The organism is Natronolimnobius sp. AArcel1 (genome assembly GCF_011043775.1).
GTDB lineage: Archaea > Halobacteriota > Halobacteria > Halobacteriales > Natrialbaceae > Natronolimnobius.
The window spans coordinates 346,364-373,360 of sequence record NZ_JAAKXY010000001.1 but is presented as its reverse complement, the minus strand read 5'-3'; the positions used below and the strand labels follow the sequence as shown (position 1 = coordinate 373,360).

The 26,997-nt window shown below is 60.9% G+C and carries 21 protein-coding genes; 11 read left to right on the top strand and 10 right to left on the bottom strand.

The genetic code is table 11. From position 1 onward, the window contains the following. Window positions 1–26: 26 nt before the first annotated feature. The 4 genes from G6M89_RS01810 to G6M89_RS01795 form a co-directional block, all read right to left on the bottom strand. Window positions 27–287, bottom strand: coding sequence for a hypothetical protein (locus tag G6M89_RS01810; RefSeq protein WP_165160087.1), 261 nt, complete (start codon window positions 285–287; stop codon window positions 27–29). Between the two features lie 68 nt (window positions 288–355). After that, window positions 356–1,792, bottom strand: a complete 1,437-nt coding sequence (locus tag G6M89_RS01805; protein WP_165160086.1) for a glycoside hydrolase family 4 — start codon at window positions 1,790–1,792, stop codon at window positions 356–358. 96 nt (window positions 1,793–1,888) lie between these two features. Next, window positions 1,889–2,641 carry a hydroxypyruvate isomerase family protein gene (locus G6M89_RS01800; RefSeq protein WP_206335411.1) on the bottom strand — a complete coding sequence of 251 codons (753 nt, stop codon included), beginning with the start codon at window positions 2,639–2,641 and terminating at the stop codon, window positions 1,889–1,891. Further along, entirely contained in the window at window positions 2,642–3,760 is a 1,119-nt protein-coding gene (locus G6M89_RS01795; protein WP_165160085.1) for a Gfo/Idh/MocA family protein, read from the bottom strand. A 167-nt stretch (window positions 3,761–3,927) separates the two neighbouring features. On the opposite strand from G6M89_RS01795, the gene G6M89_RS01790 reads away from it, so the two are divergent. Next, complete coding sequence (locus tag G6M89_RS01790; protein ID WP_165160084.1) at window positions 3,928–4,770, top strand: fumarylacetoacetate hydrolase family protein; 843 nt, start codon at window positions 3,928–3,930, stop codon at window positions 4,768–4,770. A 32-nt stretch (window positions 4,771–4,802) separates the two neighbouring features. Here G6M89_RS01790 and G6M89_RS01785 read toward each other — a convergent pair whose 3' ends face one another. Beyond that, window positions 4,803–5,669, bottom strand: coding sequence for an amidohydrolase family protein (locus G6M89_RS01785; RefSeq protein WP_165160510.1), 867 nt, complete (start codon window positions 5,667–5,669; stop codon window positions 4,803–4,805). A 111-nt stretch (window positions 5,670–5,780) separates the two neighbouring features. Then, on the bottom strand, window positions 5,781–6,815 hold the full coding sequence (locus G6M89_RS01780; protein WP_165160083.1) for a zinc-binding dehydrogenase: 1,035 nt from the start codon (window positions 6,813–6,815) through the stop codon (window positions 5,781–5,783). A gap of 236 nt (window positions 6,816–7,051) precedes the next feature. Here G6M89_RS01780 and rhcD point away from each other — a divergent pair, with 236 nt between their 5' ends. The 4 genes from rhcD (at window position 7,052) to G6M89_RS01760 (ending at window position 11,712) form a co-directional block, all read left to right on the top strand. Beyond that, window positions 7,052–8,257: an L-rhamnonate dehydratase gene (gene rhcD / locus G6M89_RS01775; RefSeq protein WP_165160082.1), complete on the top strand. Its 1,206-nt coding sequence runs from the start codon at window positions 7,052–7,054 to the stop codon at window positions 8,255–8,257. 3 nt (window positions 8,258–8,260) lie between these two features. Next, the gene (locus tag G6M89_RS01770; RefSeq protein ID WP_165160081.1) at window positions 8,261–9,298 is read left to right on the top strand and encodes an LLM class flavin-dependent oxidoreductase; all 1,038 of its coding nucleotides are present in this window, start codon (window positions 8,261–8,263) and stop codon (window positions 9,296–9,298) included. A 491-nt stretch (window positions 9,299–9,789) separates the two neighbouring features. After that, window positions 9,790–10,569: an SDR family NAD(P)-dependent oxidoreductase gene (locus G6M89_RS01765; protein ID WP_165160080.1), complete on the top strand. Its 780-nt coding sequence runs from the start codon at window positions 9,790–9,792 to the stop codon at window positions 10,567–10,569. Window positions 10,570–10,674: 105 nt separating this feature from the next. After that, window positions 10,675–11,712 carry a zinc-binding dehydrogenase gene (locus G6M89_RS01760; RefSeq protein ID WP_165160079.1) on the top strand — a complete coding sequence of 346 codons (1,038 nt, stop codon included), beginning with the start codon at window positions 10,675–10,677 and terminating at the stop codon, window positions 11,710–11,712. 322 nt (window positions 11,713–12,034) lie between these two features. Here the strand turns inward: G6M89_RS01760 and G6M89_RS01755 are convergent, their stop codons facing one another. From G6M89_RS01755 to G6M89_RS01745, 3 genes are all read right to left on the bottom strand, one after another. Next, a complete protein-coding gene (locus G6M89_RS01755) occupies window positions 12,035–14,371 on the bottom strand; it encodes a right-handed parallel beta-helix repeat-containing protein (RefSeq protein ID WP_241175185.1) in 2,337 nt (778 codons plus the stop codon). A gap of 141 nt (window positions 14,372–14,512) precedes the next feature. Next, the gene (locus tag G6M89_RS01750; RefSeq protein ID WP_165160078.1) at window positions 14,513–16,387 is read right to left on the bottom strand and encodes an ABC transporter substrate-binding protein; all 1,875 of its coding nucleotides are present in this window, start codon (window positions 16,385–16,387) and stop codon (window positions 14,513–14,515) included. 224 nt (window positions 16,388–16,611) lie between these two features. After that, on the bottom strand, window positions 16,612–18,228 hold the full coding sequence (locus G6M89_RS01745) for a glycoside hydrolase family 28 protein (protein WP_165160077.1): 1,617 nt from the start codon (window positions 18,226–18,228) through the stop codon (window positions 16,612–16,614). Window positions 18,229–18,331: 103 nt separating this feature from the next. On the opposite strand from G6M89_RS01745, the gene G6M89_RS01740 reads away from it, so the two are divergent. Then, window positions 18,332–21,106 (top strand): family 78 glycoside hydrolase catalytic domain, encoded by a 2,775-nt coding sequence (locus tag G6M89_RS01740; protein WP_165160076.1) that lies wholly within the window; start codon window positions 18,332–18,334, stop codon window positions 21,104–21,106. Next, window positions 21,103–22,944: a DUF2264 domain-containing protein gene (locus tag G6M89_RS01735; RefSeq protein ID WP_165160075.1), complete on the top strand. Its 1,842-nt coding sequence runs from the start codon at window positions 21,103–21,105 to the stop codon at window positions 22,942–22,944. The genes G6M89_RS01740 and G6M89_RS01735 overlap by 4 nt, the downstream gene beginning before the upstream one ends. A gap of 69 nt (window positions 22,945–23,013) precedes the next feature. Here the strand turns inward: G6M89_RS01735 and G6M89_RS01730 are convergent, their stop codons facing one another. Next, window positions 23,014–24,291: a BNR repeat-containing protein gene (locus G6M89_RS01730; protein WP_165160074.1), complete on the bottom strand. Its 1,278-nt coding sequence runs from the start codon at window positions 24,289–24,291 to the stop codon at window positions 23,014–23,016. 79 nt (window positions 24,292–24,370) lie between these two features. Between G6M89_RS01730 and G6M89_RS01725 the strand changes: the two genes are divergently transcribed. The 4 genes from G6M89_RS01725 to G6M89_RS01710 are packed head-to-tail and all read left to right on the top strand — an operon-like array spanning window position 24,371 to window position 26,801. Then, window positions 24,371–24,529: a hypothetical protein gene (locus tag G6M89_RS01725; RefSeq protein ID WP_165160073.1), complete on the top strand. Its 159-nt coding sequence runs from the start codon at window positions 24,371–24,373 to the stop codon at window positions 24,527–24,529. 25 nt (window positions 24,530–24,554) lie between these two features. Next, a complete protein-coding gene (locus tag G6M89_RS01720) occupies window positions 24,555–25,553 on the top strand; it encodes a Gfo/Idh/MocA family protein (protein ID WP_165160072.1) in 999 nt (332 codons plus the stop codon). Between the two features lie 57 nt (window positions 25,554–25,610). Further along, window positions 25,611–25,916, top strand: coding sequence for an L-rhamnose mutarotase (locus G6M89_RS01715; protein ID WP_165160071.1), 306 nt, complete (start codon window positions 25,611–25,613; stop codon window positions 25,914–25,916). 45 nt (window positions 25,917–25,961) lie between these two features. Next, window positions 25,962–26,801: an NAD(P)-dependent oxidoreductase gene (locus G6M89_RS01710; protein WP_165160070.1), complete on the top strand. Its 840-nt coding sequence runs from the start codon at window positions 25,962–25,964 to the stop codon at window positions 26,799–26,801. The last annotated feature ends 196 nt before the right edge of the window (window positions 26,802–26,997 follow it).

Below are 26,997 nucleotides of genomic sequence, written 5' to 3'. Positions count from 1 at the left end.
TCGAACCTGGTGGCGTAAAAATTGAGTTATCCGCGCGAGCCGCGTCGGGCGAAGATGGTCAGAAGGTGAGTGACAACGCCAACTACCACGATGCCAGCACCCCAGATGGCCAGCACTGCGGCCCAAACCCCGGTGTTGATGATAAATCCGACGACGATAAACAAGACTCCACCGAGGATCAACTGAATCGAGTACGAGTTCGTAATCGTCTCGAGCACCGACGACTCTGCTGCGTCGGCGGCCTCACGACGAGTGAGCTGTGAGTCCTCGTCTGTATCAACGGACATACGTTGCCAATTGTCGTGGGGCGTGTTAGCTGTTTCGGACGGTCATGAGTTGCCGGTCAGCACATCGATCAATTCTCAAGGATGGCTGCGTTCTCGAGGTCGTAGTCTGTGAAGTACTCGCGTTCGATCTCGATCAGTTCGGCGAAGAGATCTTGGGCGTCCTCACGCGAAATCGTGACGAGCGGTTCGTTGAGGAACGCCTCGAAAGCGAGATCGAGGTCGCCCGCGAAGCCGGCCTCGATGAGCGTCTCCTGATTGTTGACGGCAGTCGTGACCATGTTGCGAATCTCGCGTGGGAGTTCGCCCGCCGTGATCGGCTTGACGCCCGCGCCGGTGATGAGGACGTTCGACTCGACGACCGCGCCGTCTGGTAGGTCCGGAATCTGGCCGACGTTTGGATGGTTGACGTTCGTCTTGAGTGCCTCGAGGCCGACGAGTGCGCGCATGATGTCGACGGCTTCCTCGCCGGATTGGGTGAACTCGAACTGCTCGGGGGCTGCCAGATAGGTGTCCATCTTCGCAGGGCCGTCGTCGCTGTCGCTGACGCGGGCGGAACTCGGCGTTAGGCGGAATCCCCAGCGCTGGATCTCTGCGGGGTCGTCGATGGCGAGATACCACGGGACGAACTCTACGAGATGGCGGTCACCCGCAGCACCCAGCAGGCCGAATTTGTCGTAGAGGTCGAACGCAATCTCGTGGTGGTTGATCCAGTAGTCCGCATCCTCGAGGTCGCCGGCCTCAAAACTCGGTAGGGGCTTTCGCTCCTCGAGTTCGTCGTCGAGGTACTGGAAGACGTCGTGGCCGTACCAGGTGGCCTCATCGATCCAGGTGAAGTGGTTGACGCCTTTGACGTTGACGTCAATCTCGCTGCCGGAAACGTCCTCGGCCTCGTCGATGTATCTCTCGGCGATTTCGGCCAGCAGGATCTGGATGTGGAACACCTCGTGACAGAGGCCGATGGCGTTGATATCGGGGTACTCCTCGTACAGCGCGCGCGTACAGACCGTCATCGGGTTCGTGTAGTTGAGCACCCAGGCGTCGGGGCACTGCTCGCGAACCGCCGCTGCAATCTCGCGGTACTGCGGAATCGCTCGGAGTGATCGCACTGCACCGCCGGGGCCACAGGTGTCTGCAACCGGTTGATAGATATCGTACTCCTTCGGGATGTCGATGTCGTGGACGAACGTCTCCTCGGGCGGGTCCTGAATCGAGCAGATGACGAAGTCCGCACCCTCGAGTGCATCCTCGAGGTCCGCATAGGCGTCGAACGTCCAGTCGCCAACAGCCTCATCCCGTGCAGTGAGTTCGTTGCCAAGCGTCGCGTTCTGTTCGGCGGCCTCGTAGTCGACGTCGTAGAGTGCGACGTGCCCGGAGAGGTCGCTACACTGCAGGAGGTCGTTGATGAGCGTGTGCGCCCAGCCGTGGCTGCCGCCGCCAATGTAGCCAATTGTAATGTCCGACACCGAGTCGGGAAACGATGTGTCTGCACTGCGCAGTTGATGCATGCTACTGTGACGACCCGAGACACCCAAAAGCGTTGCCGTTCAGGCGGAGTCAGCCGGTGAGTTTGCGTCCGGCGTCAAAAACTGCGTTCTGGCGCGTTACTGCCAGTCCAGCACGTTTTCAACGGCCTTGTCGGCGTCGCCAACGGGCGAAAACTCACAGCCGACGTAGCCATCGTAGTCGGTGTCGTCGATCGCCTCGAGGATCTTCTCGTAGGCGAGTTCGCCAGTACCGGGTTCGTGGCGGCCGGGCACGTCGGCGATGTGGAAGTGGCCGATGCGGTCGACGTTCTCGGTGATCGTCTCGATGAGGTTGCCTTCGGTGATCTGCTGGTGATAGATATCGTACAGCAGCGTGACGTTCGGCGAGCCCACGTCGTCGATGATTTCGAAGCCTTCCTCGGAGGTCTCGAGGAAGTAGCCGGGATGGTCGACGGCAGTGTTCAGCGGCTCGACGGCGAGCGTGACACCTGCGTCTTCAGCGTCGGGCGCGACGGTCGAGAGCACGTCAACGATGTTGTCGTACTGCGTCTCGCGGTCGAGGCCGTCCTGATCCTGGCCCGTCGTGACGATCAGCGTCGGCACGTCGTGTTCGGCGGCAGTCTCAATGGACTCGCGAATCGTCTCGACGGCGTCGTCGGCGACCTCGGGGTCAGTCAGCGTGTCGCCAGCGAGGAAGCCAGCGATTGGGACGCCGGCTTCGTCAGCGGTTTCGACGACCGTCTCGAGGTCTTTTTCGCGCCAGCCCCAGAACTCAACGGCATCAGCCCCGACGTTGGCGGCCCGCTCGATGCGGTCCGCGAAGGGCTCGTCATCGTAGACCATCTCGACGCAGATCGAGATGTTGGCCATTTAGTTGTCCTCCTCGGCCATTGGCTCGGGCGAGAGCTGTCCATCCTCGACCATCGAATCGAGCGGGTTGTCGTCGATATCGAGGGGCAGGTCGACGCGGCCGCGGCGGCGTGCGGACTCCCAGGTGGCGAAGATTTGCTCGGTCGCGTTCAGGGCGTTCGTCGCACTGAGTTCCGGCTCGTCGTCTTCCTCGAGACAGCGGACGTTCTCCGCAATCGCGCGGTCGATGAACTCCCAGCTGTGAAGGCCATCTTCGGTGTCGACGGTCTCCCACTCCTCGTCGCCGGCGCGGCGGATACGCAGGACTGGGAGTGATTCGTCTTCGTCCTCGTCGGCGCTCGAGGGGCCGAGTTCGATGGTGCCCTCGGAGCCGATCAGTCGGTTGTGACACTGAACAGCGCCGGCAGGGCCGCCGGTGCCGGTAGCGTCGCTCGTGCCGAGTCCGTGGACGCCGTTTTCGTACTCCCACATGACGACGGCCTGGTTTTCGTTGTGCGAGCCGAAGACGAGGTTCTCCTCGCTGTAGTCGATCTGGCCGAGGACCCAGTCGGCGGAAACCTCGTCGTTGAAGTAATTACAGAGATCGAAGGAGTGGCTGCCGTAGTCGAAGATACCGACCGGTGCGGAGAACTCGACTCGCTCGAGGTCGCCGATTTCACCGTCATCCAGCAGCTGTTTGGCGGTTCGGACGGCGTCGCTGAACCGGCGCTGGTGATTGAAGGTCAATTGTGTATCGTGGCGGGCTGCTTCCTGTGTCATCATGCGCGCGCCGCCGTAGGTCTGGGCCATCGGCTTCTCGCAGTGGATCGAGTCGACGCCCGCGCGGATACAATCAATTGCGATTGATGCGTGGATCACCGGCGGCACGCACAGCGAGACGATATCCGGCTCAACCGTCTCGAGCATCTCGGTGTAGTCTTCGAAGATATTCGCGTCGTCGACACCGTACTCGTCGGCGAACGCCTGGGCGTTTTCGGGGACGATATCCGCGCAGGCGACTATCTCGCACTGGTCGTGTTTCTCGTAGCCCTCGGCGTGATGGTACGCCATCGCATAGCCATCCCGCCCGGGATTCTCGGGTTCGGTGCCGGTTCCAATCATCGCAACCTGATACGACATACCATCCCATTTCGGTGCAACCAGTATAATAGTTCGTTTCGAGGGTGCTCGCTCGTGTTGGTCGGCTAAACTGTTCCCAATGATCTGCACCAGCGAAGGTGGTCGGTGATCGACGGAGGTCCGGAGCGAAAGAAAGATTGAAGATTCAGGCCAGAAAGGTCGATACGATGCAATTCGTTCGATACGCAACCGACAGCGGGCCGAGTTGGGGAGTAACTGTCGACGACCAGACATACGATCTCGAGCGTCTCGGAGAACCAACACTCGAGGAACTCGCGACGCCGGGCTATCGCCGACAGGTCGCCCGCGCGGTCGAGACGGGCCGACTGCCCGAAATCGAGGAGCCGACGGATCTGCTCTCGCCGGTGCCAGTCGAGGATGTCGACCAGATCATCTGTGTTGGCCTCAACTACCACGACCACGCCGAAGAGCAGGACGAAGAGATTCCTGAGAATCCAATGCTGTTCGCGAAGTCACCGACGACGGTCACCGACCCCGGCGCGCCGATTATCCACCCCGAGGGCATCGAGCAGGTCGACTACGAGGTCGAACTCGGCATCGTCATCGGCCGCACTGCCGACTCCGTCGACGCCGACAACGCCGAAGACTACATCGCGGGCTACACCGTCATCGACGACGTGAGCGCTCGAGACGCCCAGTTCGACGACGGCCAGTTCTTCCGCGGGAAGAGCTACGATACGTTCGCACCGATGGGACCAGCGCTGACGAGCCCCGATGCCGTCGATCCAAACGACCTCGAGGCAACACTCCGACTCAACGGCGAGACCAAACAGGACTCGACGACCGCGGAGTTCATCTTCGATGTCGGCGAGGTCGTCGAGTTCATCAGCAACGTCACGACGCTGCGGCCCGGAACCGTCATCTCGACGGGCACGCCCGGCGGCGTCGGCATCTTCCGCGACCCGCCAGAACTGCTCTCGCCCGGCGATACGGTCGAAGCCGAGATTGAAGGAATCGGCACGCTCGAGAACCACGTCGTCGGCGAATAAGTTCGACCCGCCGTCGGCGTCTTGGGTCCTGATTAGAGACCGACCGTGTCCGCGAAGGATCGCTCGGTGAGCCACTCGCGGTCCGTTTTCGAGAGCGTCCCGACGTGCTCGAGCCACGCGAGACTCTCTTCGTAGGCTGCTTCGTCGCTGACGTTTGGAAAGTCCGATCCCCAGACGACCCGCTCGCGCCCGAACGTCTCGAGCAGCCAGTGGACGTGGTCGTGCATATCGGTGTAGGGAAAGTCCTCCTCGGAGCGGTGGACGACTTCGGAGATTTTTACTGCGACGTCGTACTCGTCGCTCGCGAGGGGCTCGAGCGGGGCGAGTGCGTCGTCGGGAGCCACGTCAGGGCCGGCGTGACAGAAGTGATCGAGCGCGTAGGAGAGGTCGGGGTAGGTTTCAACGAGGTCGACGACCTGCTCGAGTTGGTCGACGTGGGCGAGTATCTGGACCAGTGCGTCCGTGTCGTGGGCAGCCTCCCAGAACGTGGGTTCGTCGATGGCATCCTCGAGCCAGCTCACGTCTGGGTCAAACGTCTCCCACATACGGTCGTAGGGACAGATCGCCCCGAGTCGGAAGCCGAGGACATCGTCGACGGCCATCGCCTCTCGTAGTTGTTCGTCGGCGTCGTCGGCGAACTGATCGAGCATGAGGATACCGTAGAGTTCGTCGTACTCGGCGGCGCACTCGATGGTGTAGGCGTTGTCCGTCCATTCACAGATCGGATAGCCAACGACAACCGCTTCGTCGACGCCGATTGCGTCCATATCGGCGCGGAGGCTGTCGGCGTCGTAGATCATCTCTGTCGAAAACGTCTCGACAGTCTCGACGAGCGAGCCGTTGACCCAGGGACGCTCTCGCGACGGCCGTGTCCACGCGTGCGTATGCGTATCGAGCACCATGTCAACATAAGTGATGTATTGATCGATACTAAACGTTGTGTTGTCGGGAACGCCACTGGCTGCTCGAGACGACAGTTGACGGGTACAGAACAGGTACTCGCCGGCCGATTACAGATTTGAAAAGGAAAACAACGGCTTACAGGTTTCAGACTCGAGGAACGCTTCGAACGCGGCAGTCGGGTCGTCGATACTGTAGGAGTGATCTGTGATTTCGTCAGCGTCGATCTCACCGGCATCGAGGAGCCGAATTGACTGTTCGAAGTTTCGCCAGGTCGAACCGTACGATGTGTTTATGTCGACTTCGCCGCGGACGACTGGTGTCATGAACAGCTCACTCGGCGCGCCTGGGAGGCCAACGACGACGACCTGTCCACCTTTGCGGACGTACTCGATTGCCATCTCGACGCCGCTTTGGTGGCCGGTCGTATCGAAGACAACGTCGAAGCCGCCCCCGTCAGCTCTCGCTTCGATGAACGACTCGAGGTCGTCGGTTTCGACGTCGACGGTGTCGATGCCAAGGCGTTCGACGAGTGGGAGTCGGTACTGGGTGTCCTTCCCGAGGCCGGAGACGACGACGTTCGCGCCGAGCGAGTCGGCGACGGCCGCGACGAGGACGCCGATCGGGCCTGGCCCCTCGACGAGGACGGTATCGCCGGGCGTGACTGTCGACTGGTCGAAAACGGCCCGGGTAGCGATACTCAGCGGTTCAGTGATGCTTGCCTGCCCGAGTGGGACGGAGTCAGGAATATAGTGAAGATCTCGAGGTTTGACGGTCGTGTACTCGGTGTAGACTCCGTCCTTGTGCATGCCAGTAATTTCGAAGTTCTGGCAGACGTTTGGTTGGCCGTTTTTGCACTGAAAACACGAGCCGCAGTCGTGAATCGGTTCTTCAACAACGTGGTCTCCCACCTCGAAATCGGTGACATCGCTTCCCACCTCGACGACCTCACCGGAGTACTCGTGGCCCATGATTCGGGGCAACGGAATCCACTGATAGCCATCTTCGTAGGTGTAGGCGTGTGCATCACTGCCACAGAGCCCCGCAGTGTGGACGCGGACGAGTACGTCGCCATCGCCAAGTGTCGGTTTCTCTCGTTCGCGGATCTCAATAGACCGGGGTCCGGTATGAACTATAGCCTTCATTATGGAGCTACCTCACGCTCTAGTCGAGCTATCGGTAATTGGGTCGTTCACACACATATAACTTTAGGTGTCTCTGGGCTCGCGGGTGCGAACTGGTCAGATCGTTGGGTGGATGGTTCAGATATACGCCCAGCGAGTCATGACTGCAGTCCATTTCCCGCAACGATGGCACCTGATCAGTTCAGTAGAAAGGATTTTGTTCCTGCCGAGAGCACACACAGCTACGAGGAGATATAATGGAAATCACAGACGTTACTGCGACCAAAATCAGCAACGAGTCGTGGGGCGAGTTTATCGAGTTCCCGCTGACCACGATCATGTCGAAGTACGAAGAGTATCGAAACATCAACGGCGAGAACCCACAGGCTCGCCGTAAGTGGATGGGGCCTGTCGGCGATGTCGTCGTTCAGGTCGAAACAGACGCCGGCACTACTGGCGTTGGCGTCGGTAACTGGGGAACCGGTGCCATCGCCACCATCGTCGAGGAAACGCTCTCGAAGATTGTGATGGGCAAAGACCCCGTCCAGCGCGAACTCCTCTGGGAGCAGATGTATCGCGCAACGCTGCCGTTTGGTCGCAAAGGTGCCGCCGTCATGGCGATCAGCGCGGTCGATCAAGCACTGTGGGACATCGCGGGCAAGGAAGCCGGAAAGCCGGTGTACGAACTGCTCGGCGGCCCGACGAAAAGCGAAATCCCCGCCTACGCGTCGAACCTCCACCCCGTCGACATGGAGACACTCGAGCGCGAGGCCCAGGAGTACGCTGAAGCCGGGTTCGACACGATGAAGATGCGCTTTCTCCACGGGCCGGAGGCCGGCCGCGCGGGGATGGCCAAGAACGAAGAGATCGTCAAGACGGTCCGCGATGCCGTCGGCGACGAGATCGAGATCGCGGCCGACGCCTACATGGGCTGGTCGGTCGGCTACGCGAAGAAGATGCTCGACCGCCTCGAGCCCTACGATATGGCGTGGGTCGAAGAGCCGGTCATCGCCGACGACATCTCCGGCTACGCCGAGGTTCGCGAGGCCGCGCCGATGCCGATCTCCGGCGGTGAACACGAGTTCACCCGCTGGGGCCACGAGGACCTGCTCGAGGCCGGAGCCGTCGACATCCTCCAGCCCGACGTGGGTCGCGTTGGCGGCATCACCGAGATGATGAAAGTCGCCGATATGGCCGAAGTTCACGACGTGCCCGTGATTCCCCACGCCGGGACGAATCCGACGCTGCACGCCATCGCGGCGCATACGAACATGCCGATGGCGGAGTACTTCCCGACCCCCGAATGGTTCCAGGAACAACAGCAAGAACAGGATTCGACCTACGCCGACGCGATCTTCGAGAACCCACCATCGCCCGAGAACGGGGCGATCCCGATTCCCGAGGATGCCGGCGTCAGCACCCAACTGAACCGCGAGGCGCTCGAACACTTCGCCGTCGAGTGAACCATGTCCAGGGATATCTCATTCGAATTCAACGTGCCGGTGTTCGCCGGCGCGCCCGACGAGGGCGACGACGAGCCAGTCCATCGCGACACCCCGAAACTCGAGGGGCTCGACTGGAACCAGACCAAAGAGTCGATCCTGCTGGCCGAAGAGCTCGGCTTTGACGCCGCGTGGGCACCCGATCACCTGATGCTCGGACGCGACAACGCTGAGTACGAGGTCTGGACGCTCCTCTCGGCGATGGCGGGCTTCACCGAGGACATTAACATCGGCTCGCTCGTGCTCTGTAACGACTACCGCAACCCCGCGCTGGTCGCGAAGATGGCCGCGACGCTCGATGTCATCTCCGAGGGCCGCCTCGAACTGGGCCTTGGCGCTGGCTGGCACGACGGCGAGTACGAGGCCTACGGCTGGGAGTATCGCGATGGCTTCGAGCGTCTCATGCGGTTAGACGAGGGCATTCGACTCATCAAGAATATGTGGGACACCGAGCCCGGCGAGGGAGCGTCGTTTTCGGGCGAGCGCTACGAAATTGAGGACGCCTACTGCACGCCCGGTCCCGTGCAGGACCCCCACCCGCCGATTCTCGTCGGCGGACAGGGCGAGCAGGTGACGCTCAAACTCGTCGCGAAACACGCCGACTGCTGGAACACTGACGTGTTCAACGGCGATGTCGACACACTCGAGCACAAGATCGGCGTGATCGAAGACCACTGCGACACCGTCGGGCGCGACCCCGACGAGATCGAATACTCCTGGGACGGTCACATCATCTGTACGCGCGATGAGGAGAAACTCGAGGACCTGATTGATCTAATGACGCCGATCCAGTTCGAGGAGGAGTACAAGGATCAGCCGCCGATCGAGACCGTCGAGGACGCCCGCGAGTACTTCATCATGGGCACGCCTGAGGAGTGTGCAGAGGCAATCGAGCGCCGGATCGATGTCGGCGTAACGAAGTTCCAGGGTTGGTTTATCGACTTCCCCGAGACGGACGGGATGGAACTGTTCGCGGACGAAGTCATGCCGCAGTTCCAGTAACGCTGTCTCGAGTCCCAGCAGCCATTTTCTCACGTTCGGTTTCGATGGGACGTCGCAGTCGAATCACTGTGTGGTATCACTTGTTCCGACATACATACACGGCCTCACCGAATTCGTTCGGTCATACCGAATTTGGTTGGTTAAACGGTTACTCTGCCACCAGAAGCCAGTATTTTAGTCTATTGAAGCGCTCTCCCTCCTGTTTCTCATTCTACGAACGATATTTCAGCGCAGAAATTTACAGCAGTATGCCTGTATTCTGATTGGGAACGCACTCTGGCAATAGCGGACGTGGAGCCTGTGTGGTATGTGTCGTTTCCACACGCATCGGGGACGACTGTTGGTGTCACGCCCACATGATGGTAGTTCCGTCTAGACAGTCGGTGCCACATATCCGCTCTCACCGGACGAGTTGCTGGGAGTTACTACGTGGAGTTTGTGCGAGCGCCGGTGTCGATACGCATAAGGAACTGTTGCGCCCATACGAGTGTATGACTGCACGCAGTGCAGAGTTCGACAACGAGACGGTTATCGTAACAGGTGGCAGTTCCGGCATCGGCCGCGCCGTTGCACGACGGTTCGGTGCCGCCGGCGCGACCGTCCTCATTGCCGACATCCACGAGTCACCGAAGGGAGAGGGTGACCGTCTGCCGACACACGAGGAAATCGAACGCGATGGCGGGACTGCCACGTTCGTCGAAACGGACGTCTCGAAGCCAACAGACCTCGAGACAGTCGTCGAGGCCGCCCGCGAGTTCGGCGGCGTCGATGTCATGGTCAACAACGCGGGAATATTCCGTGGCGGCTCGCTGTTCGACCTCGAGGTCGAGACGTTCGATGCGGTCTACGAGACGAACGCGCGAAGCGTCTTCGTCGGCACGCAGGCGGCGGCGAAAGATATGGCCGATCGGGGCGTCTCGGGGTCGATCATCAACACCGCATCGATCAGTTCCGAGTACGCACAGACCGGCCACGCCGTCTACGATCCCTCGAAGGCCGCGATCATGATGCTCACACGGGTTGCCGCCCTCGAGTGTGCAGAGTTAGATATTCGGGTTAACGCGGTTGCGCCGGGGCCGGTTGCGACACAGATCAACACAGATGGCGATGGCTCGAGTTCGGGAACGCGAGACCTCGGCAAGGAGAATCCGATGGGCAGGCGCGCCGAACCTGCGGAAATCGCCGGTTCGTACCTCTTTTTAGCCAGCGAGGATGCCTCGTTCATCACCGGCCACATGCTCTATGTCGACGGCGGGCACGCGATATTCTGAGACTCGCGTGTCGTTTGGTTCAGTGGCGGCTCCAAGCAGGACAGGCCGACAGGCTCCATGCAAACAACGCAATGGCTAAGGTCGTCCTCCGATCAGTTACGTCCCATGCTAGCAGCACGCTACCACGGCAAACACGATCTGCGCGTCGAGGAGGTTCGGGAACCGGACCTTGAAGCCGATGAGGTGCTCGTTGATCTCCAAGCGGCGAGTCTTTGCGGGAGCGACGTGAACTACCTGACGGGCAAGACCGAGCCTGCCAGCGACCCACTTACGCTGGGTCACGAGGGTGCCGGCGTCGTTCGCGAGGTGGGCGAGACAGTACGCAGCGTCGCTGTCGGCGATCGCGTTGCTATCCACTACATCCGCTCCTGTGGCATCTGTCGGCCCTGTTCGCGCGGCTATGACAATCGCTGCCGGAATCGCGACTCGATCGGCCACCACGTCGACGGCACGTTCGCCGAGTACATCGCCGTCCCTGAACGTGCGCTCATGGCGCTACCCGACGATGTCTCCTTTGCCGAAGGGTCGATCGCTGGCTGTGCTGTCGCCACCGGCTACCATGCCGTCCAGCGAGCGGATCTCGCGCCTGGCGACGCAGTTGTCGTCTTCGGTGCCGGCGGCGTCGGCCTCCACGCTGTCCTCTGGGCAACCCACGTCGGCGCTGGGACAGTGATCGCCGTCGATCTCGAGGACGAACAACTTGCGGCCGCCGCTGAATACGGCGCGGATCTCACGGTGAACCCGTCAACCGACGATGCACAGGCAGCTATCCTCGAGGCGACGGACGACTGGGGTGCGGACGCGGCAATCGAGTGTTCGGGGTCGGCAGTTGCCATGGAAACGGCGATCGACGCAATCGGCGGGCAGAACGGCTACGAGTCAGGAACCGTGGTCGGCGTCGGCATTCAGACGTCTGACATCTCGCTTGACTTCGGTGATGTCCGTGAGGGTCAGTTCCGTGTCGTCGGCGACCACCGGCGATCGGACCTCGAGGAAATTCTCACGCTGCTCGAGCGAGAACAGGTCGACGTGTCACCGTCGATTACTCACGAAATCGATCTCGAGGAGATTCAGTCGGGAATCGATCTCATGCTCGACGGGAACGAGCGGATCGGGCGAATCGTCGTCAATACGACGGGGTGAGTAGCGACGACCGCAAACGACTCCCGTTCAGAAGTCGCGACCCCGAATAGCTGCGGACTGTCGCCGTCTGGCACCAACTGGCGTTGATCAACGTGATCGGAATTACCGTCCCAGCCGTCAACTGCGAGGACGTCATCGATCGCTGGACTGATGCGATAGACGCCGTCTTCGAGTGCAGTGACGTCTACTTCTGTTCGGCGGCTTTGTCACCCATCTCATCGAAGACATCCTCGCCGTCGATGACGCCAGCGTTCTATGAACGGACCTTCTCGGTGGTTTCCTCGAACGAACAAGGGTTCGCTCGAGGATCTGCATCTGCTCGCTATTCCTCGTTGCTCTCGAGAATGCGAATCTCGTCGAGCAGTGCCGAACTACGAGTACCGACACCACCGCCGGTGTAACCGGCATTATCGGCTGCAGTGAACGAGGCGAGTTCCTCACCGTCGGGGTCAGTGAGCGTAATGTCAAACTCCTCGTTGTCGCCCCACTCGATGACGAGTTCGTAGAAGACGCCCGGCTCGAGCGCCTCAATATCGGCACTGCCAATCTCGGCACTCGGCGACCAGAGCTGAAGCCTGGCATCGTCGTCAGGGTTGTAGACCCGCGCGAAGTAGAACTCGCCGAGATCCTGCGCACCGAACGCGAGGCCCATAACAGGACTCGCTTCGGTGTACCCAATCTTCGCTGAGAAGGTCGTTCCGGCCGCCGGATACCGATCGAGTCCATCCATCGAAATAATCGTATCCCCGGCACTGACGCCATCGCCTTTCAAGCTGTAGTCGCCATGTGCAACCGGGTCCTCATCGGTCACCTCGTAAGAGTCTGTCACGCCCTCGTATACGTCGATATCACCGGATTCGAACGAGTCAACGATTCCGGGATCTGTATTGTGATCGAACTCTTCCCCATCATCGTCGTCTTCATCGTCTTCCTCGTCGAACAGCGCACCGAGGTGGGCGCGCGGACTGTCGACGACGTACTGGATGTCGACGTTCTCTCCTGGATCGTGTTTCCACTCGAGGTGGAGATCCCACGCGTCGCTCTCTCCGTTCCAAACGAAGTACTGGTCGTAGGCGAACGTCGTCCCGCCATCTTCGACGGGATCGGCGCGCAGCGACGGCCGTTGAGTACCAAACGGACTGACACCTTCGACGACCGCTGCGGGATCCGCGCCGCCCTCGAGTGTGACGGTTCCCGTCTCGAGACCGCCACCATGGTTGTTCACGAGTACGGTCTCGGAAACGTCGTCGTCGACACGGATGTTCTCGTTCTCGCCGCTCCCACCGCCACGGACGTCACAGTTGATGATTCGGACGTTAGACGTCTGTTCGCCGGAGATGTGGATCCCGTGGGACTGCTCGCGGTCGTCCTCGTCGCGGTCGTCGTAGGTGCGGAGGTTCGTGATCGTGACACCCTCCGTCGGGTCGTGGCCGAAGTCTGGCCGAGAGTGGATGCGGACGGCCTCGCCGTCACAGTTCTTCACGACACCGCCATTGATCGCCACGTTCTGATTGTCCTCGATGAAGATTCCGCTCACGTCCATCTCGGAGATGTTGACCTCGCCGATGGTGACGTTGTGTGAATCGGAGACACCGAAGATACCGCGCGCGCCGCCGCGGACAACGACCTGATCGCAGGTGACGTCGTGGGTATCGTTGGCGACGCGGAATCCGGCGTAGCCCCCGCCGGGATCGATGTCCTTGCAACCGACCGCATCGACCGTTGCGTCGGTGGTCTCGTTGAGCAGGACACCAGCACCGGCTTCTGTCCCATTGACGAGGACCTTTCCGATCTGAATGCGGTCGACAGCGTAGGTTTCGAAAGCGTGACCGCCCGAATTCTCGACGTAGACGTTGTCGACCTGAATGTCTGTACAGCGGATGACATCGTCTTCATCCCGCCCATATGCGAAGCCATCAATTCGCACGCCGATGTTGCCACGGGGTTCGTCATCAGTCATCTCGATATGAATGTTTCCAAGCCGAACGTTGCGCACGCTCCGAAGGAACATACCAAACCGCGGGTTACCGACGAGGCGAAGGTTGGGGATTTCGATGTGCTCAGCGTCGGCCGCTTTGATCGGATCAACGAACGTCTGGTCACCCGTTTCCTCGATACGCATCGGTGCCGGGATATCAAGTACTGTGTAACTTGGAAGTTCGATTCCTGCGACGTCGTCCGAATACTCGTAATCGTCCAGCGAGTCGTCGACATCGGCAGGGCCGACCGTACTCGGCGAGACGACTGCGACCTTCTCCATCCAGTCGCGGCCGTCGGTGAGGCTATCGACCGCGGCCTGCGTCACCTCGAGAACATCCTCGCCGCTTGCAACTGTTTCCTCGTGGTTATCCGCGTGGAAAACGCCCTCCGTATCTTTCCAGACGATCACGTCCGCATCGCGTGCGGCCGTATACATATGATCGACCTCGAGTGCGCCCAGATTCTGTAAGCTGTGGCCCTGTGCGTCGATATCCTGGTTCCACGGGCGTCCGTCCCGACCGCCGCCACTGTTTGCAGGGCCGTCACCGGCAGCCCCGACTCCCGCCATCGCGGTACCGACTGCCCCGACGCCAAGCAGACTGAGCGCCATGCGCCGCGTCAGCCCGCTGTCTGTGTGCCCGTGTGTGTCACTGCCGTCTGACAAGTCATCTCCTGCCATAGTCGTGCATCCACGAAGCTCTATTTATAGCTAATGATTATCGCTGAAAGATGTCTACAGTGGCTATCGCTGATACACACGATGCGGTGGCGTCGAGTTTTTCGGGCCGACAGAGTGCAAAAATCGGGGACGACAAGTAAATTACTCTTTGTACGGGATCAGTTCGCCGTCTGGAATCTTCGTTAGGTTGAATTCAGCGACACGGTTATCGAGCAGTTCGTCAGGACCATCGACGTGCCATTCGTCTGCCTGAATCGCACCGTAGTCACCCGCGATGACGATCCCGTACATCGGTAGCGCCTGGTTGTACCACCAGGTCAGGCGCTGTACGTATTCGTCGTCGCCAGTGAGATGAAGTTGTTCGATTTCGTCCAGAACGTTGATGGACATTGTGCCACTGGCATCGGGGTTGCCGATTTCGTCCGAAACCTCCCACTCCTCGTCTCCGTAGTCGATATGATTCAGTTGGCTGAACCAGTCCCAGACGAAGTCAACGAACGTCATGCCCATGATCGAGAACACGGGATGGTTATCAAAGAGAAGGTCGTGATCACCGTTGAAGCGACTCTCACCGTACGTCGCCTCATCAACTGCGTTGAGATTTGCATCGAAACCAAACTCGTTGAGCTGGTACTGCACGGAGTCGAGGGCGTCAACCTGCACGCTGGTCCCCGACTGGGCAAGCAACTCGAGTTCGGCTGGCTCGCCGTCCTCGTCGTACCACATGTCGTCGTCTAACTCGTAGCCAGCTTCTTCCATCAGCTCCGTTGCTCGCTCGAGGTCGGTATCGTAGTTGTCGTAACCGTCGATATCGACGAGTCCCTCATCGACTGCGGTCTGGTTGAGGAACGTTGGTGGCAGTTCGTACAGTTCGTACTCCGACGGGACTGACGTTGCGATTTGGTCGCGATCAAGTGCGTAGGCGATGGCTTTCCGAACGTTTTCGTCGGCCGTAATCGGCTGGTTCGTCGGATCGCTGGCCGGCGAGTCGGACCAGCTGTAGTCGCCGAAGTTAAAGAGGATCGACCAGAGGTGGTCGAAATCGCGATTGATTTCGTGGTGGTCTGGCAGTTGCTCCATGACGTCTGGGGAGTCAGGGAGGTTCAACCCAATTGCGTCGACTGCTCCCTCCATGAACGCGAGCACCTGATCTTCGTGGTGTTCGATAACGTACTCCTCGAAGTAGATGTTGTCCGCGTTCGGGTGGTCGTCGTACACTTCTGTGACAAAGGACGTATCCGTCACTTCTACTAGCTCAAACGGGCCGTTCCCGACAACCTCGTCGATTTCTGGTGACCACTCCTGAAAGTCAGAGACCAGTTCGGTCGCCTCATCGCTTTCGGGGTCAACATCAACGAGGTCGTCGCGCCACTCGCCGAACGAGGGCGAGCCAACGTCCTCTTTGATGATCAGAGGTCCGTTTGCAATCTCGTTGATCAGCACGGATTCCATTGTAAAGTCATCCCGGAGGTGGAATCGAATCGTATAGTCATCCACTGCTTCGTAGTCGCCGATGTACGTACTCGGATTATCGTCTGGTGATGTAATCTCCGAGATTGCAAACCAGATGTCGAGATCTGTTATCCAGTCATGGACTGTTACCGAATCGCCATCGTGCCACGTCCAGTTGTCGTTGAGCTCGACTAGGATGGAATCATCCTCGTCTTCCCAATTATTCGCAATAACACCCTGGAACGTATCGTGGCTCTGATAGTGGACGAGTGGGGGATCGTAAATTAACCCCGGTGGATCGAAATCTGCCATCTCGTTCGACGGATCGAACGGATTCCACGACGCGTTGTCCATCCCGTAGGTTCCCCGGTGGAGCGACTTGGTAAAGGACTTCTCAACTCGCTCCTGAACGAGTTCGCCAGACGGACCGCCATCACCGTTTCCGTTCCCATCGTCACCACCACCCATACACCCTGCGAGCATCGCTGCACCCCCAATGGCTCCACTTTTGAGAGCCATTCGACGGGTTAGCCAGTCACCATTCCCATTGTTATCTGCTACCATCAACCACTCATTCATCATTATTTTATAAATAGTTTATGCTATTAACTGTTCTCTTTGCTTATGTTCTTGATCGGCTGTGCAGATCACGCTTCGGAGTTCGAGCCCGACGCGATATCTGACGAGAGCAAAGAGAGAGTCTGTGGTTGGTGTATGAGTTATTGCGGGTGGGACACAACCGTGATGGCGGTCTCACTGACACGTGATACTGCGGACCAACTACCCGATCACGAAACTGGTCGAACGTTCCCGTGCTCGGTAAAGTCGTGTGCCTCGTCGTCGATTACAGTCTCGGCTACAGCAAGATCGTTGCCCGCAAATAGCCGTTCGTCAGCCGTCTCGACGAGCGAGCAGAACGTCTCGGTTCCGGCTGTCGCCCGTGAGTTCCTGATCGACACCTGCTGAACGCCCTCGAGTGCAATTGCCGCTGTGTCCGTCTCAATGTGGGCCTGCCGCCCGGCGAAGCCATCGATCTCGAGGCCTGAAACGTCGGTACACCGGAGCCCGTTTGCGTAGTAGTCGGGCAGTTCGGCTCCCCACTCGAGGTCGATCTCACGCAGAGTTAGCTCAGCCACGCCCCCACAGTCGATGCCAGCGATGTCGCGTTCGGCAATCGGCGCTTGTACCGCTGTCGGCTGGAGGTCGATATTGCCGCCGACGCGATCGGCGTGTGGACTGTCCGAAATCTCGAGGCGGACGTTCTCGAGCGTGACGTTCGCCACGTCGGCCTCGTCATGTGCGTAGACGAGCGCACCGTTTTCGCTTCGGGCAACAATGTTCGAAAAGCGGATGTTGCGTACACGCCCCAGATCAGTTTCCTCGTCGCGCGGGACCGAGGTCACGTAGATCGGTTCGGCTTTCCCCCACCACGGCCCGGGGAGCAACCCTGTCTCGAGGACGATATTCGAAAAGAGCACGTTCTCGAGGTCGCCCGAATCACGGTGCTGGATGCCGAGACCGCGATTCGAGGCTCGAATCACGCAGTTCTCGAAGAGGCAGTCCCGAATCGGGCCATGGGTCTCCGAGCCGAATTTGATCGCACAGGCAGCCGAGGAAAGCGTGCAGTTCATGACCGTAATGCCAGCCGTTGGCCCTTCGCCGTCCGGCCGCGATCCGATGGTGATCGAGTCATCACACGAGCGGATCGAACAGTCCGAGACGTGGACGTTCCGTGAGTCCATAATCGAGATGCCGTCGCAGTTCGGAATCTGCATGTGGTTGTCGATGTCCAACCCGTGGATATCCGCCTCCTTACAGTCGTGGAGGCTAATCGTCCAGCCAGGCATATCTCGGAGGCTTACGGTCTCGAGGCGGACGTTAGTCGCGTCCTCGAAGAAGAACATCGGCCCTGGGCGAAAGTCGGACTTGGCGCGGGGCCATTCATCCGTGCCGCGTTCGGGATCGAGGTAGTCCTCGCCCTGTCGGGCCTCATGGGGTGCGTTCGAGATCAGCGGGTGGCCGTCGCTCTCGCCTGAGTGGCCCCGCAGTGGCTCATCCATCTCATGAAACCAGGTCCCTCGACCGTCGACCGTCCCTCTGCCCGTGATCGTGACGTTTTCGACGCCGTCGCCGCGGATGAACGGGCGCTCGCCGTCAGGCCCGTACTCGCCCGCGTAGGCGTCACGATCGCGGGCCGCATACACCGTTGCCCCGGGCTCGAGCGAGAGCGTGATATCGCTTCGAAGGTCAATCGTCCCAATTTCGTACTCGCCGCTGGGGACGACAACAGTGCCGCCGCCCGCATCTGCGCAGGTGTCGATGGCTGTCTGGACCGCATCAGTCGCCAGCTCCGCATCGGACTCGAGATAGTCGTCAATCGAAACGCGTGCTCGTCGGTTATTCATGCGAATTGGTCTCGCGCGCTCTCGCTTAATGGTTTGTGGCGAGGCGGCTGCGAGTCGACAATCCCGGCACCTATTACTTGGTTGGCTCACAACCCCATACCAGATGACGCGGATGCACCCAACGGAGTGTAGAACCGAGTACGTCCGGAACCCGCTCGGCATCGACGAGCGAACGCCGACCCTGCGCTGGCGCGTTGACACCGACCGGCGCGGAGCACAACAGACGGCCTATCGCGTGCTCGTCGCCTCGAGTCCGGATCGAGTAACCGTCGACGACGCCGAAGTCTGGGATACGGGCAGACGCGAAAGCTCCCGGCCGTCGGTCACCTACGATGGCCCGCCGCTCGAGGCCGATACGGACTACTACTGGGCGGTTCGGGTCTGGGACGGTGAAGAGGCGAGTGACTGGAGCGAACCTGCGATGTGGGGCATGGGGCTGCTCAAGGATGGCGACTGGGAGGCGAACTGGATTCGCCGCGCCGAGGAACTCGAGGCCGACACCGTCGCAGAGTTCGACCGCGGGCAGTTCACGTACGCCCGCCGCGAGTTCGACCTTCCCGAGGATGTCGAAATCGAACGAGCGCGCGCCTACGTCGCTGCCTGCCATCAGTACGAACTCTCGGTCAACGGCGAGCGCGTCGACCGCGGGCAGTCATTTTCCTATCCCGACTATCACTATTACAAGACCGTCGACCTCACCGAGATGCTCGAGGCGGGCACAAACGCTCTTGGCGCGCTCGTTACATGGCACGGCGAGGGACAGGGTCGCCCAACTGCCGAACCGGGAGTTATCTGCCAACTCGAGATCGAACTCGCCGACGGCAGCGAGCGAACGATCAGCACGGACGAGGAGTGGCGGCTTCGCGAGGCCGAGTGGGACGAGGACGCGCCGCTTCGAAACGACGAAATCGGCGAGACACTCGAGATTATCGACGGCCGCGAGGTCCCCATCGGCTGGGATGAACCCGGCTTCGACGACGCCAACTGGGAGGCGGCTGGCGTCATCGGCGACCACCCCACCGAGCCCTGGGAGCGACTCATCGCACAGAACCGGGCGGTCGTCGACCGGCGGCTCGAGCCAGAGTCGATTGAACAGGTCGATGACGACACCTACGTCGTCGACTTCGGGAAAGTCTACACTGGATTGCCAACCATCGAGTTCGCCGAGGGAACCGCGGGCCACCGCGTCGAGATTCGGGCGGCGTATCTCCGACGCGAGGACGGCACAGTCCACGAAAACGACGGAGCCCAGTGGACTGATATGGGCTACGAGTATATCCAGCGCGACGGCGCGTGTACGTTCCAGCCGTTCAACTATCTGGGCGTGCGCTACCTGCAGATCGAGGCTCCCGGCGAGGACATCGGTCTCGAGCAGGTCTGTCTCCGCGGGTTACACAATGACGTCCCAGGCACGCACGCGGGCACGTTCGAGTCGTCAAACGAGACGGTCGACGCGGTGTTCGAACTCGCTCGGCATTCGGCGCTGTACGGTACCCAAGAGCAGTTCATCGACACGCCGACCCGCGAGAAGGGCCAGTTCCTCATGGACGCACTAAATATTTCTGCGGTCTCGAGACGCGCGTTTGGCGAACGCGCGATGAGTCGACAGGCAATACAGGAATTCGTCCGCTCACACTATCGCTATTGGGAGGAGGAGGGCAGGCTGAACGCGGTCTACCCGAACGGCGACGGCAAGCGCGACATCCCCGATTTCACCGAAGCATTCCCCGAGTGGGTCTGGCAGTACTACCGCGACTCGGGCGACGACGCGATTCTCGAGACGGCCTACCCTGTCGTCGAGGCCGTGATAGAGTACATTACAGACCACGTCGACGAGGAGACTGGACTCATCACGAACCTCTCGGGCGGTGTTGGCGGCCCCTACGAGGAGGGTATCGTCGACTGGCCACCGGAGATGCGCTACGGTTATGACCGCGATTGGCTCGCTCGGACGACTGTCAACATCCTCGGCGCGAACGCGTTCGCGAAAGCCGCAGCTATCGCCGAGGCGCTCGAGCGACCTCCAGAAGAGATCGAGGCCTATCGAGAGCGCCAGGACGCACTCGAGGCCGCGATTCGAGACCATCTTTTCGACGGCGGACTGTTCGTCGACGGCTGCAATGCCGAGTCGGCAAGCGACCACCACTCTCAGCACGCCAACGCGTTCGCGCTCGCGGCTGGGATTGTCCCTGCGTATGCAGAAGAGAGCGTTGCCGACCACATCGCCGACATGGGAATGCGCATGGGGCCGATGATGGTCCCATGGCTCTGTCGCGCACTCGAGACAAGTGGCCGGGTCGACGCGTTGGTCGACCTCATCACGAACTCCGAGGACGACGGCTGGGCGAACATCCTTGCACAGGATGGGACGTTCACCTGGGAAACGTGGCACTGTCGCGACCCCGAGTTGCCGACCAGCGAGCGGCGCAATCGCAGCGAATCCCACGCAATGGGCGCGCCCGTACTCGTCAGCATCCAGCGTGCGTTGCTTGGCGTTCGCCTCGTGGGCCGCGAAGGCTCGCACCTCGAGATCCAGCCGCCGGAGTCGGGCCTCGAGTCTGCCAGCGGAACCGTCCCGACGGAACGCGGCACCGTCGCCGTCGACTGGAGCCGCGAGGGTGAGGCGTTCGACCTCGAGGTGACGGTGCCATGGAACGCGACAGCGACCGTGACGCTGCCGGTCGCTGGCGATGCCGTGACAGTGAACGGAACGGCCATCTCTGACGACGACACGGCAGCGACCGCTGACCTCGAGGGCGTTGCTGCCGTTCGATTCGATGAGGGAGTGTCTGTCGGAATCTGCTCGGGGACGTATCGGCTCACACTCGAGTGTGACAGCACAACACGCAATTCACGTTCTCGAGAGCAGCCACTATGAACGCGTTCGCTGACAATCCACTGCAAACCCGCGAGGATATCGCGCGTGCAGTCAGCCAACTGGTCGATCCGCTCGAGGCCCATCGTAGCCCCGGCGGAGCCCGCCTGAAACCGAGCGCAGCGGGAGCCTGGTTTCCAGACATTTCGGCCGACCTCGAGGGCTTTGCACGGCCGTTGTGGGGGCTTGCTCCACTCGCCGCAGGGTCCTCGAGTACGACCAGCGAGGACGAGTACGATGGCTGGGACTGGTTTCGAGCGGGACTCCGAAACGGGACGAATCCCGACCATCCGGAGTACTGGGGTCCTGCGGATGACTATTCACAAAAACACGTCGAGACAGCGGCAATCGGATTTGCACTCGCAGTTGCACCCGAGCGGATCTGGGAGCCACTCGAGCCAGCGACCCAGGAGCGAGTCGCGACGTATCTCCAGCAAATTGATGATGCGGACCTGCACGACTGCAACTGGTTGTTCTTTCGCGTGCTGGTCCACCTTGGCCTCGAGAACGTCGGTGAGGCGTACGACCGCGAGCTGTCTCGAGCAACGCTCGACCGACTCGAGTCCTTTGCCACCGAGGACGGCTGGTACGCCGATGGGCCGCCAGCAGAGAGTGCGCGCGATTACTACATTCCGTGGGCGATGCACACCTACGGGCTTATTTACGCGACGCTGGCGGACGACCGCGACAGTGACCGAGCCGAGCGATTCCGCGAGCGCGCAACCGACTTTGTACCGCAGTTTCGCCACTGGTTCCGCGAGGACGGGGCGGGCCTTCCCTACGGGCGCAGCCTAACCTACCGGTTCGCTCAGTCGGCGTTCTGGGGCGCGCTCGCATTCGCCGACTGCGAGGCGCTTCCCTGGGGCGAACTCAAAGGCCTGTGGCTGCGCAATCTGCAGTGGTGGGCCGACCAGCCAATGTTTACTGACGGCGGCGTCCTCTCGGTTGGCTACCGCTATCCGACGACCAAGATAAGCGAACCCTACAACTCGCCGAGTTCGCCCTACTGGGCGCTCAAGGCCTTCCTCCCGCTCGCACTCGAGGCAGGCCATCCCTTCTGGCAGGCCGAACCGGAGCCATTGCCGAAATTACCCGAACAGACCGTCCAGCCCGAACCCAAACTCCTCATCTGTCGCGACCGGAGCGCGGATCACCACTACGCACTCGCCGCCGGTCAGTCGACCCAATACCGCGAGAAGTACACAAAGTTCGCCTACTCGAGCGCGTTCGGGTTCGGCGTGCGGGGCCGACGGCCGGGCCTCGAGGGAGCAGGCCACGATAGTGCGCTCGCGCTGAGTGAGGATGGCCGCAACTATCGGATTCGAGAGGAGATCGACGAGACAGTGGTTGAAAGCGGCGTTCTCTACTCGCGCTGGTCGCCCTGGGGCGATGTATCCGTTGAAACGTGGCTCGCAGCCGCAACGCCCTGGCACGTCCGAGTGCATCGCCTCGAGACCGAACGCCCACTCAAAAGCGCCGAAGGTGGCTTCGCGCTCCCGAAAGGCGAGGCAGACAGCCCAGCACGCCACGAGAACCGAACGGACGACGAGAGCGCGTGGTGCCGGACGCCCGGCGGCTCGAGTGGCGTTCGAGATCTCCGCAGCGACAGAGCAGGCGAGGCGATCAGACAGGAGCCGAACACCAATGTCTGTCATCCGCGAACGGTCGTCCCGACGCTCGTCGGCGAGCACGGCCCCGGCGTTCACTGGCTGGTGACGGTGGCGACTGCGGCCAGTCCCGACGGCGACGATCAATGGGCGGAGCCACCCCGTCTCGAGGCGATGGACCCTGTCACGATTCTCGACTCGAACGGAACTGAACCTCTTCGTTGTGATCGATAAGCGGAGAGGCGGAGAAACGAGGTGATGCAAGCGATCGAAATGCGGTTTCGCGCAATTGTTGACAGGGCGTTAGTGGGATTCGAACTCGTGGAGCGTCAGCGTTGTCGCCGGCGGTTCGTCCTCGCGGGCTCGATCGCGGTTCGCCTCGAGCGTCTCCCAGCGAAGCGCGTACTGCGTCTCGCCGGGAGACTCACCACTGTCGGCAGCCCAATTGACCTGCATGCCGGGGTAGTCGCTGCGGACTGTCCGGAGCGAGTCTGGGTAGGTGTGCCACGGTGAGAACCACTCGAGCGGCGTGAGGGCATCTTCCTCGAGCACCCACTTACCGGTGCCGTACTCGACGTGGTCGTAGGTCTGGACGAGTCGGCCATCCTCGCGCTTGACAGGGCCGAACTCGATTTCGAAGGGGATCGTGCCACCGCCGCCGAACGCCCAGCGATAGTCCCAGTCGGTCGTCTGATAGATTGTCCAGCCGTCGGCCTCCGCGCGGGCGCTGTAGAGTTGCGTGTTGCCCTCGTGGTCGAACTTGTGGTAGCTGATGATCACTCGATTCTGCGTGTCGAAGCCGATTTTCGTGTTGTTGTTGATCATCCCGCCGTAGGGAGGGACGGGGTCGACGAGGTCGCTCGAGTTGCTATCCATCGGCACCTCGAGTGGCTCGCCCTGGCTCGTCTCCCACTCGCGCAGATCGGGGCTGCGGGCGTAACAGAGGTCGTGATTCGTCTGTGCACCGCCGTGATCGCGCCAGACCCAGCAGACGTGGTAGGTGCCGTCGGGGCCGACGATCGGACCGTGCGGGTAGGCGTTCATCGCGTCGCCGCCGTACGTAAGCGGCGCATCGTGCAGTCGCTCCCACTCCCGTGTGGACTCATCGTAGATGTTGTACAGCCAGTTTCCGCCGCCGCTGTAGCCGTCGCGGTATGTAAAGACGAGTTCGTCGTTCGGGCCGGAGAGAAACTGCGGATACGTCACCTGTTGTTCGTCCGTGCCGACCATCTCGTCGACGCGCTCGAGCGTCTCGATATCGAGTGGCTCAGTCGTCCGATAGTACTTCAGCGGATGGACGTGCATGTTTCCGCTGACGTGGAGGTGTCCGGCGCTGTCGACCGCGAGGACAATCGAGTTGTGTGCGTCCCACTGGATTTGGCGGTACTCAGGTAGGCGAACGAGCGTCCACTCCCTCGAGTCGAGCCCGCGGCTGCCGACAGTCAGCCGTCGCTCGGCGTCGTAGAACGCAACGAACTGCTGGTCGCCGTGGGTATAACAGTCGACGGCTGCAGGTGTGCCCGCCCAGACATCGGTAATCTCGAGCGAGTCGCACTCGAGAAGGTCGACGTTCGTCGTCATGCTAACTCATAACACCTAACGCACGCATAGCTCTTGTGACACTGCGCTGCGAGACAATGGACGGATCGGGACGCGACAGGTGAACGGACGGACCACGGCGATTTATCTCGGTGCCGGCGAAATCTATCCTCGAGCGATGACGAAGACGTATACAATCACTCGAGTCACCGAGGATGTCCCACTCACGGGCGATGTGGCGCTCTCAGGGCTCCGCTGGTGCCGGAAGGGAAACACCTAACTGCCGAGTGTCTGTTGTTCGAGCCATGATTCGGACCGCAATTGTGGGACTCGGCGGCTTTGGTCAACTGCTCGGACGGCAACTGCTCGAGCACCCGAACGCCACACTCGAGGGCGTCGTCGACGTCACCGAGGACAATCTCGAGACGGCCGTCGAGGAGTTCGGCGTCGAGGAGGACGCCTGTTACACCGACGAAACGGCGCTGTACGACAACCACGACCTCGATGCGGTCATCATCGCAACGCCACCCGCGTTCCATCACGGACAGATCCGAGAGGCGTTCGACCGCGGACTGCACGTCCTCTGTGAGAAGCCGGTCGTCGTCGACCTCGAGGAGGCTCGCGATATCGCGGGACTGTTCGAGGACAGCTCACAGGTGCTGATGGCGGGCTACCAGCGCCACCTCGATCCGGCGTTTATCCAGTGTTACGAGCGCTGGAGCGACGGCGACGCCGAGCCGACGTTCATCACGGGCGAACTCACCCAGGACTGGTCGGAGCACTTCGAATCCGGCACGAACTGGCGGACTGACCCCGACGTGGGCGGGCGCGGCCACCTCTTTAGCGTTGGCACGCACGTCCTCGAGTCGATTGTCTGGATGACTGGCTTGACACCGGACTCCGTCGGCGCCGAGATGACGTTCTACGACGACGCAGAGGAGATCGACCAGGAATCCGTGCTCTCGATCCGATTCGACAACGGCACGCTCGCGTCGATGAGCGATACGGCGACCGCCCCGGCCGCCCGCGAGCGCATTCGGATCTGGGACGACGACGGCGCACTCGAGGTAGACAGACGCGACTGGGGGCGAGCGACGCTGACGGCAATCGACGCCGACGACGAGTCGGCGCGCGAACTCGATCACGAGAACGCGACCGGCAAGGTCGAGGCGTTCGTCGAGGCCATCGAAACGGGAACCGAGCCGCCAGCGACCGTCGACGATGTCGTGCGGGTGACTGCGCTGCTCGATGCCGCCTACGAGTCGGCTCGGACGGGTGAGCGAGTCTCGGTGGACCTCGAATAGCCCATTCGCGTCTTCGTCGACCCAAACGGCTATAGTCATCTAACCGAACTGATTCGTATGGAGCGAATTGCGTTCCACCTGGAGATTATCGACGGACAGCGCGATGCATACCGCGAGACCCACGAAAACGTCCACGACGCACTCGAGGAGGCCTACCTCGAGTCGGACGCTGGCATCGAGACCTACTCTGTTTTCGAGCGAGACGGCCATGTCTTTGGCTTTCTGGAACTCGAGGACCCCAATGCGCTCAAGACCGTCATGAACGAGAGTGAGGCCCAGGCTGACTGGGACGAGGTGATGGACGGCATCCTCGAGCCAAGCGAGGATGGCGGCTGGATGGACGAAGTGTATCGGCTGCGCTGAGGTTGCTCCCAAGCGTTTATATCGATCACGCGCCCTGCTAGCGGTATGAACGTACTGGTCACCGGCGCGTACGGTCGGTGTGGGACCGCGATTATCGACCACCTTCATGACCGCGACGACTACGACTTCACCTACCTGAATCGGTCGGATCGTGACGACGATCACCCATACGGCGGCTACGACACCGTTCTTGCGGACGTAAGCGACTACGACGCTATTCGACCCGCATTCGACGAACAGGACGCCGTCATCCATCTCGCCGCGTATCCCGAGACAGACGGGACCTGGGAGCAGGTACACGATCCGAACATCGAGGGCATGCACAACGTGCTCGAGGCGGCCGATGACGCCGGTATCGAGACAGTAATCTTCGGGTCGACGAATCACGTCATGGGGATGTACGAAGAGGAACACGCACCGGAAATCTATCAACCAGGGCACGGAATCGCCCTCGAGCGAACTGACCCTGTCCGCCCCGACTCGTACTACGGGACGACGAAGGCGTTGGGCGAAAATCTCGGCCGCCAGTACGTCGAGAACGACTCCGAACTCGAGCGCTTTTTCGCACTACGGATCTGCACGGTCAATGCAGCGGCGTACGATCATCCGTACGGTGATGCCGAAGAGAAGGCTGACAACGGCGAGTTCGAACACGGCAGCGCCGAGTACGACCGAAACGTGGCCCGAATGAAAGCGATGTGGCAGTCTCGGCGGGATTTCGCCCACCAGATCGACTGTTGTCTGCAGGCCGATATCGATGGGTTCGAGATTTTCCACGGTGTCAGCGATAACGACCGACGCTGGTACTCGATCGAACACGCGCGCTCGCTCATCGGCTACACACCGCAGGATAACGGCGAGGAGTGGGACGAACCGCCAGCGTAGGCCAAAAGCGACCCACATTTTTCGTGCGGACACACTCGACTCGAGGTCAGCATCGATTAGCGACCTCGAGCGGTAGCAATGGTGTGTGAACAACTCGCTCACTGCGTCCGGTATGGTCGGATTTGTGACTTCACATCCGCTGTGAGACTCGGTCATGATCTCACATCTGTTACAGGCGTACCCGCGTAATTCCTTG

Coding starts and splice junctions, on each gene's coding strand:
- G6M89_RS01730 (WP_165160074.1), bottom strand. CDS start 24,291: ATGACGACGAACGTCGACCTTCTCGAGTGCGACTCGCTCGAGATTACC.
- G6M89_RS01755 (WP_241175185.1), bottom strand. CDS start 14,371: ATGGCAGGAGATGACTTGTCAGACGGCAGTGACACACACGGGCACACA.
- G6M89_RS01720 (WP_165160072.1), top strand. CDS start 24,555: ATGATTCGGACCGCAATTGTGGGACTCGGCGGCTTTGGTCAACTGCTC.
- G6M89_RS01780 (WP_165160083.1), bottom strand. CDS start 6,815: ATGAAGGCTATAGTTCATACCGGACCCCGGTCTATTGAGATCCGCGAA.
- G6M89_RS01750 (WP_165160078.1), bottom strand. CDS start 16,387: ATGGTAGCAGATAACAATGGGAATGGTGACTGGCTAACCCGTCGAATG.
- rhcD (WP_165160082.1), top strand. CDS start 7,052: ATGGAAATCACAGACGTTACTGCGACCAAAATCAGCAACGAGTCGTGG.
- G6M89_RS01760 (WP_165160079.1), top strand. CDS start 10,675: ATGCTAGCAGCACGCTACCACGGCAAACACGATCTGCGCGTCGAGGAG.
- G6M89_RS01765 (WP_165160080.1), top strand. CDS start 9,790: ATGACTGCACGCAGTGCAGAGTTCGACAACGAGACGGTTATCGTAACA.
- G6M89_RS01770 (WP_165160081.1), top strand. CDS start 8,261: ATGTCCAGGGATATCTCATTCGAATTCAACGTGCCGGTGTTCGCCGGC.
- G6M89_RS01735 (WP_165160075.1), top strand. CDS start 21,103: ATGAACGCGTTCGCTGACAATCCACTGCAAACCCGCGAGGATATCGCG.
- G6M89_RS01710 (WP_165160070.1), top strand. CDS start 25,962: ATGAACGTACTGGTCACCGGCGCGTACGGTCGGTGTGGGACCGCGATT.
- G6M89_RS01810 (WP_165160087.1), bottom strand. CDS start 287: ATGTCCGTTGATACAGACGAGGACTCACAGCTCACTCGTCGTGAGGCC.
- G6M89_RS01790 (WP_165160084.1), top strand. CDS start 3,928: ATGCAATTCGTTCGATACGCAACCGACAGCGGGCCGAGTTGGGGAGTA.
- G6M89_RS01800 (WP_206335411.1), bottom strand. CDS start 2,641: ATGGCCAACATCTCGATCTGCGTCGAGATGGTCTACGATGACGAGCCC.
- G6M89_RS01715 (WP_165160071.1), top strand. CDS start 25,611: ATGGAGCGAATTGCGTTCCACCTGGAGATTATCGACGGACAGCGCGAT.
- G6M89_RS01805 (WP_165160086.1), bottom strand. CDS start 1,792: ATGCATCAACTGCGCAGTGCAGACACATCGTTTCCCGACTCGGTGTCG.
- G6M89_RS01740 (WP_165160076.1), top strand. CDS start 18,332: ATGACGCGGATGCACCCAACGGAGTGTAGAACCGAGTACGTCCGGAAC.
- G6M89_RS01795 (WP_165160085.1), bottom strand. CDS start 3,760: ATGTCGTATCAGGTTGCGATGATTGGAACCGGCACCGAACCCGAGAAT.
- G6M89_RS01745 (WP_165160077.1), bottom strand. CDS start 18,228: ATGAATAACCGACGAGCACGCGTTTCGATTGACGACTATCTCGAGTCC.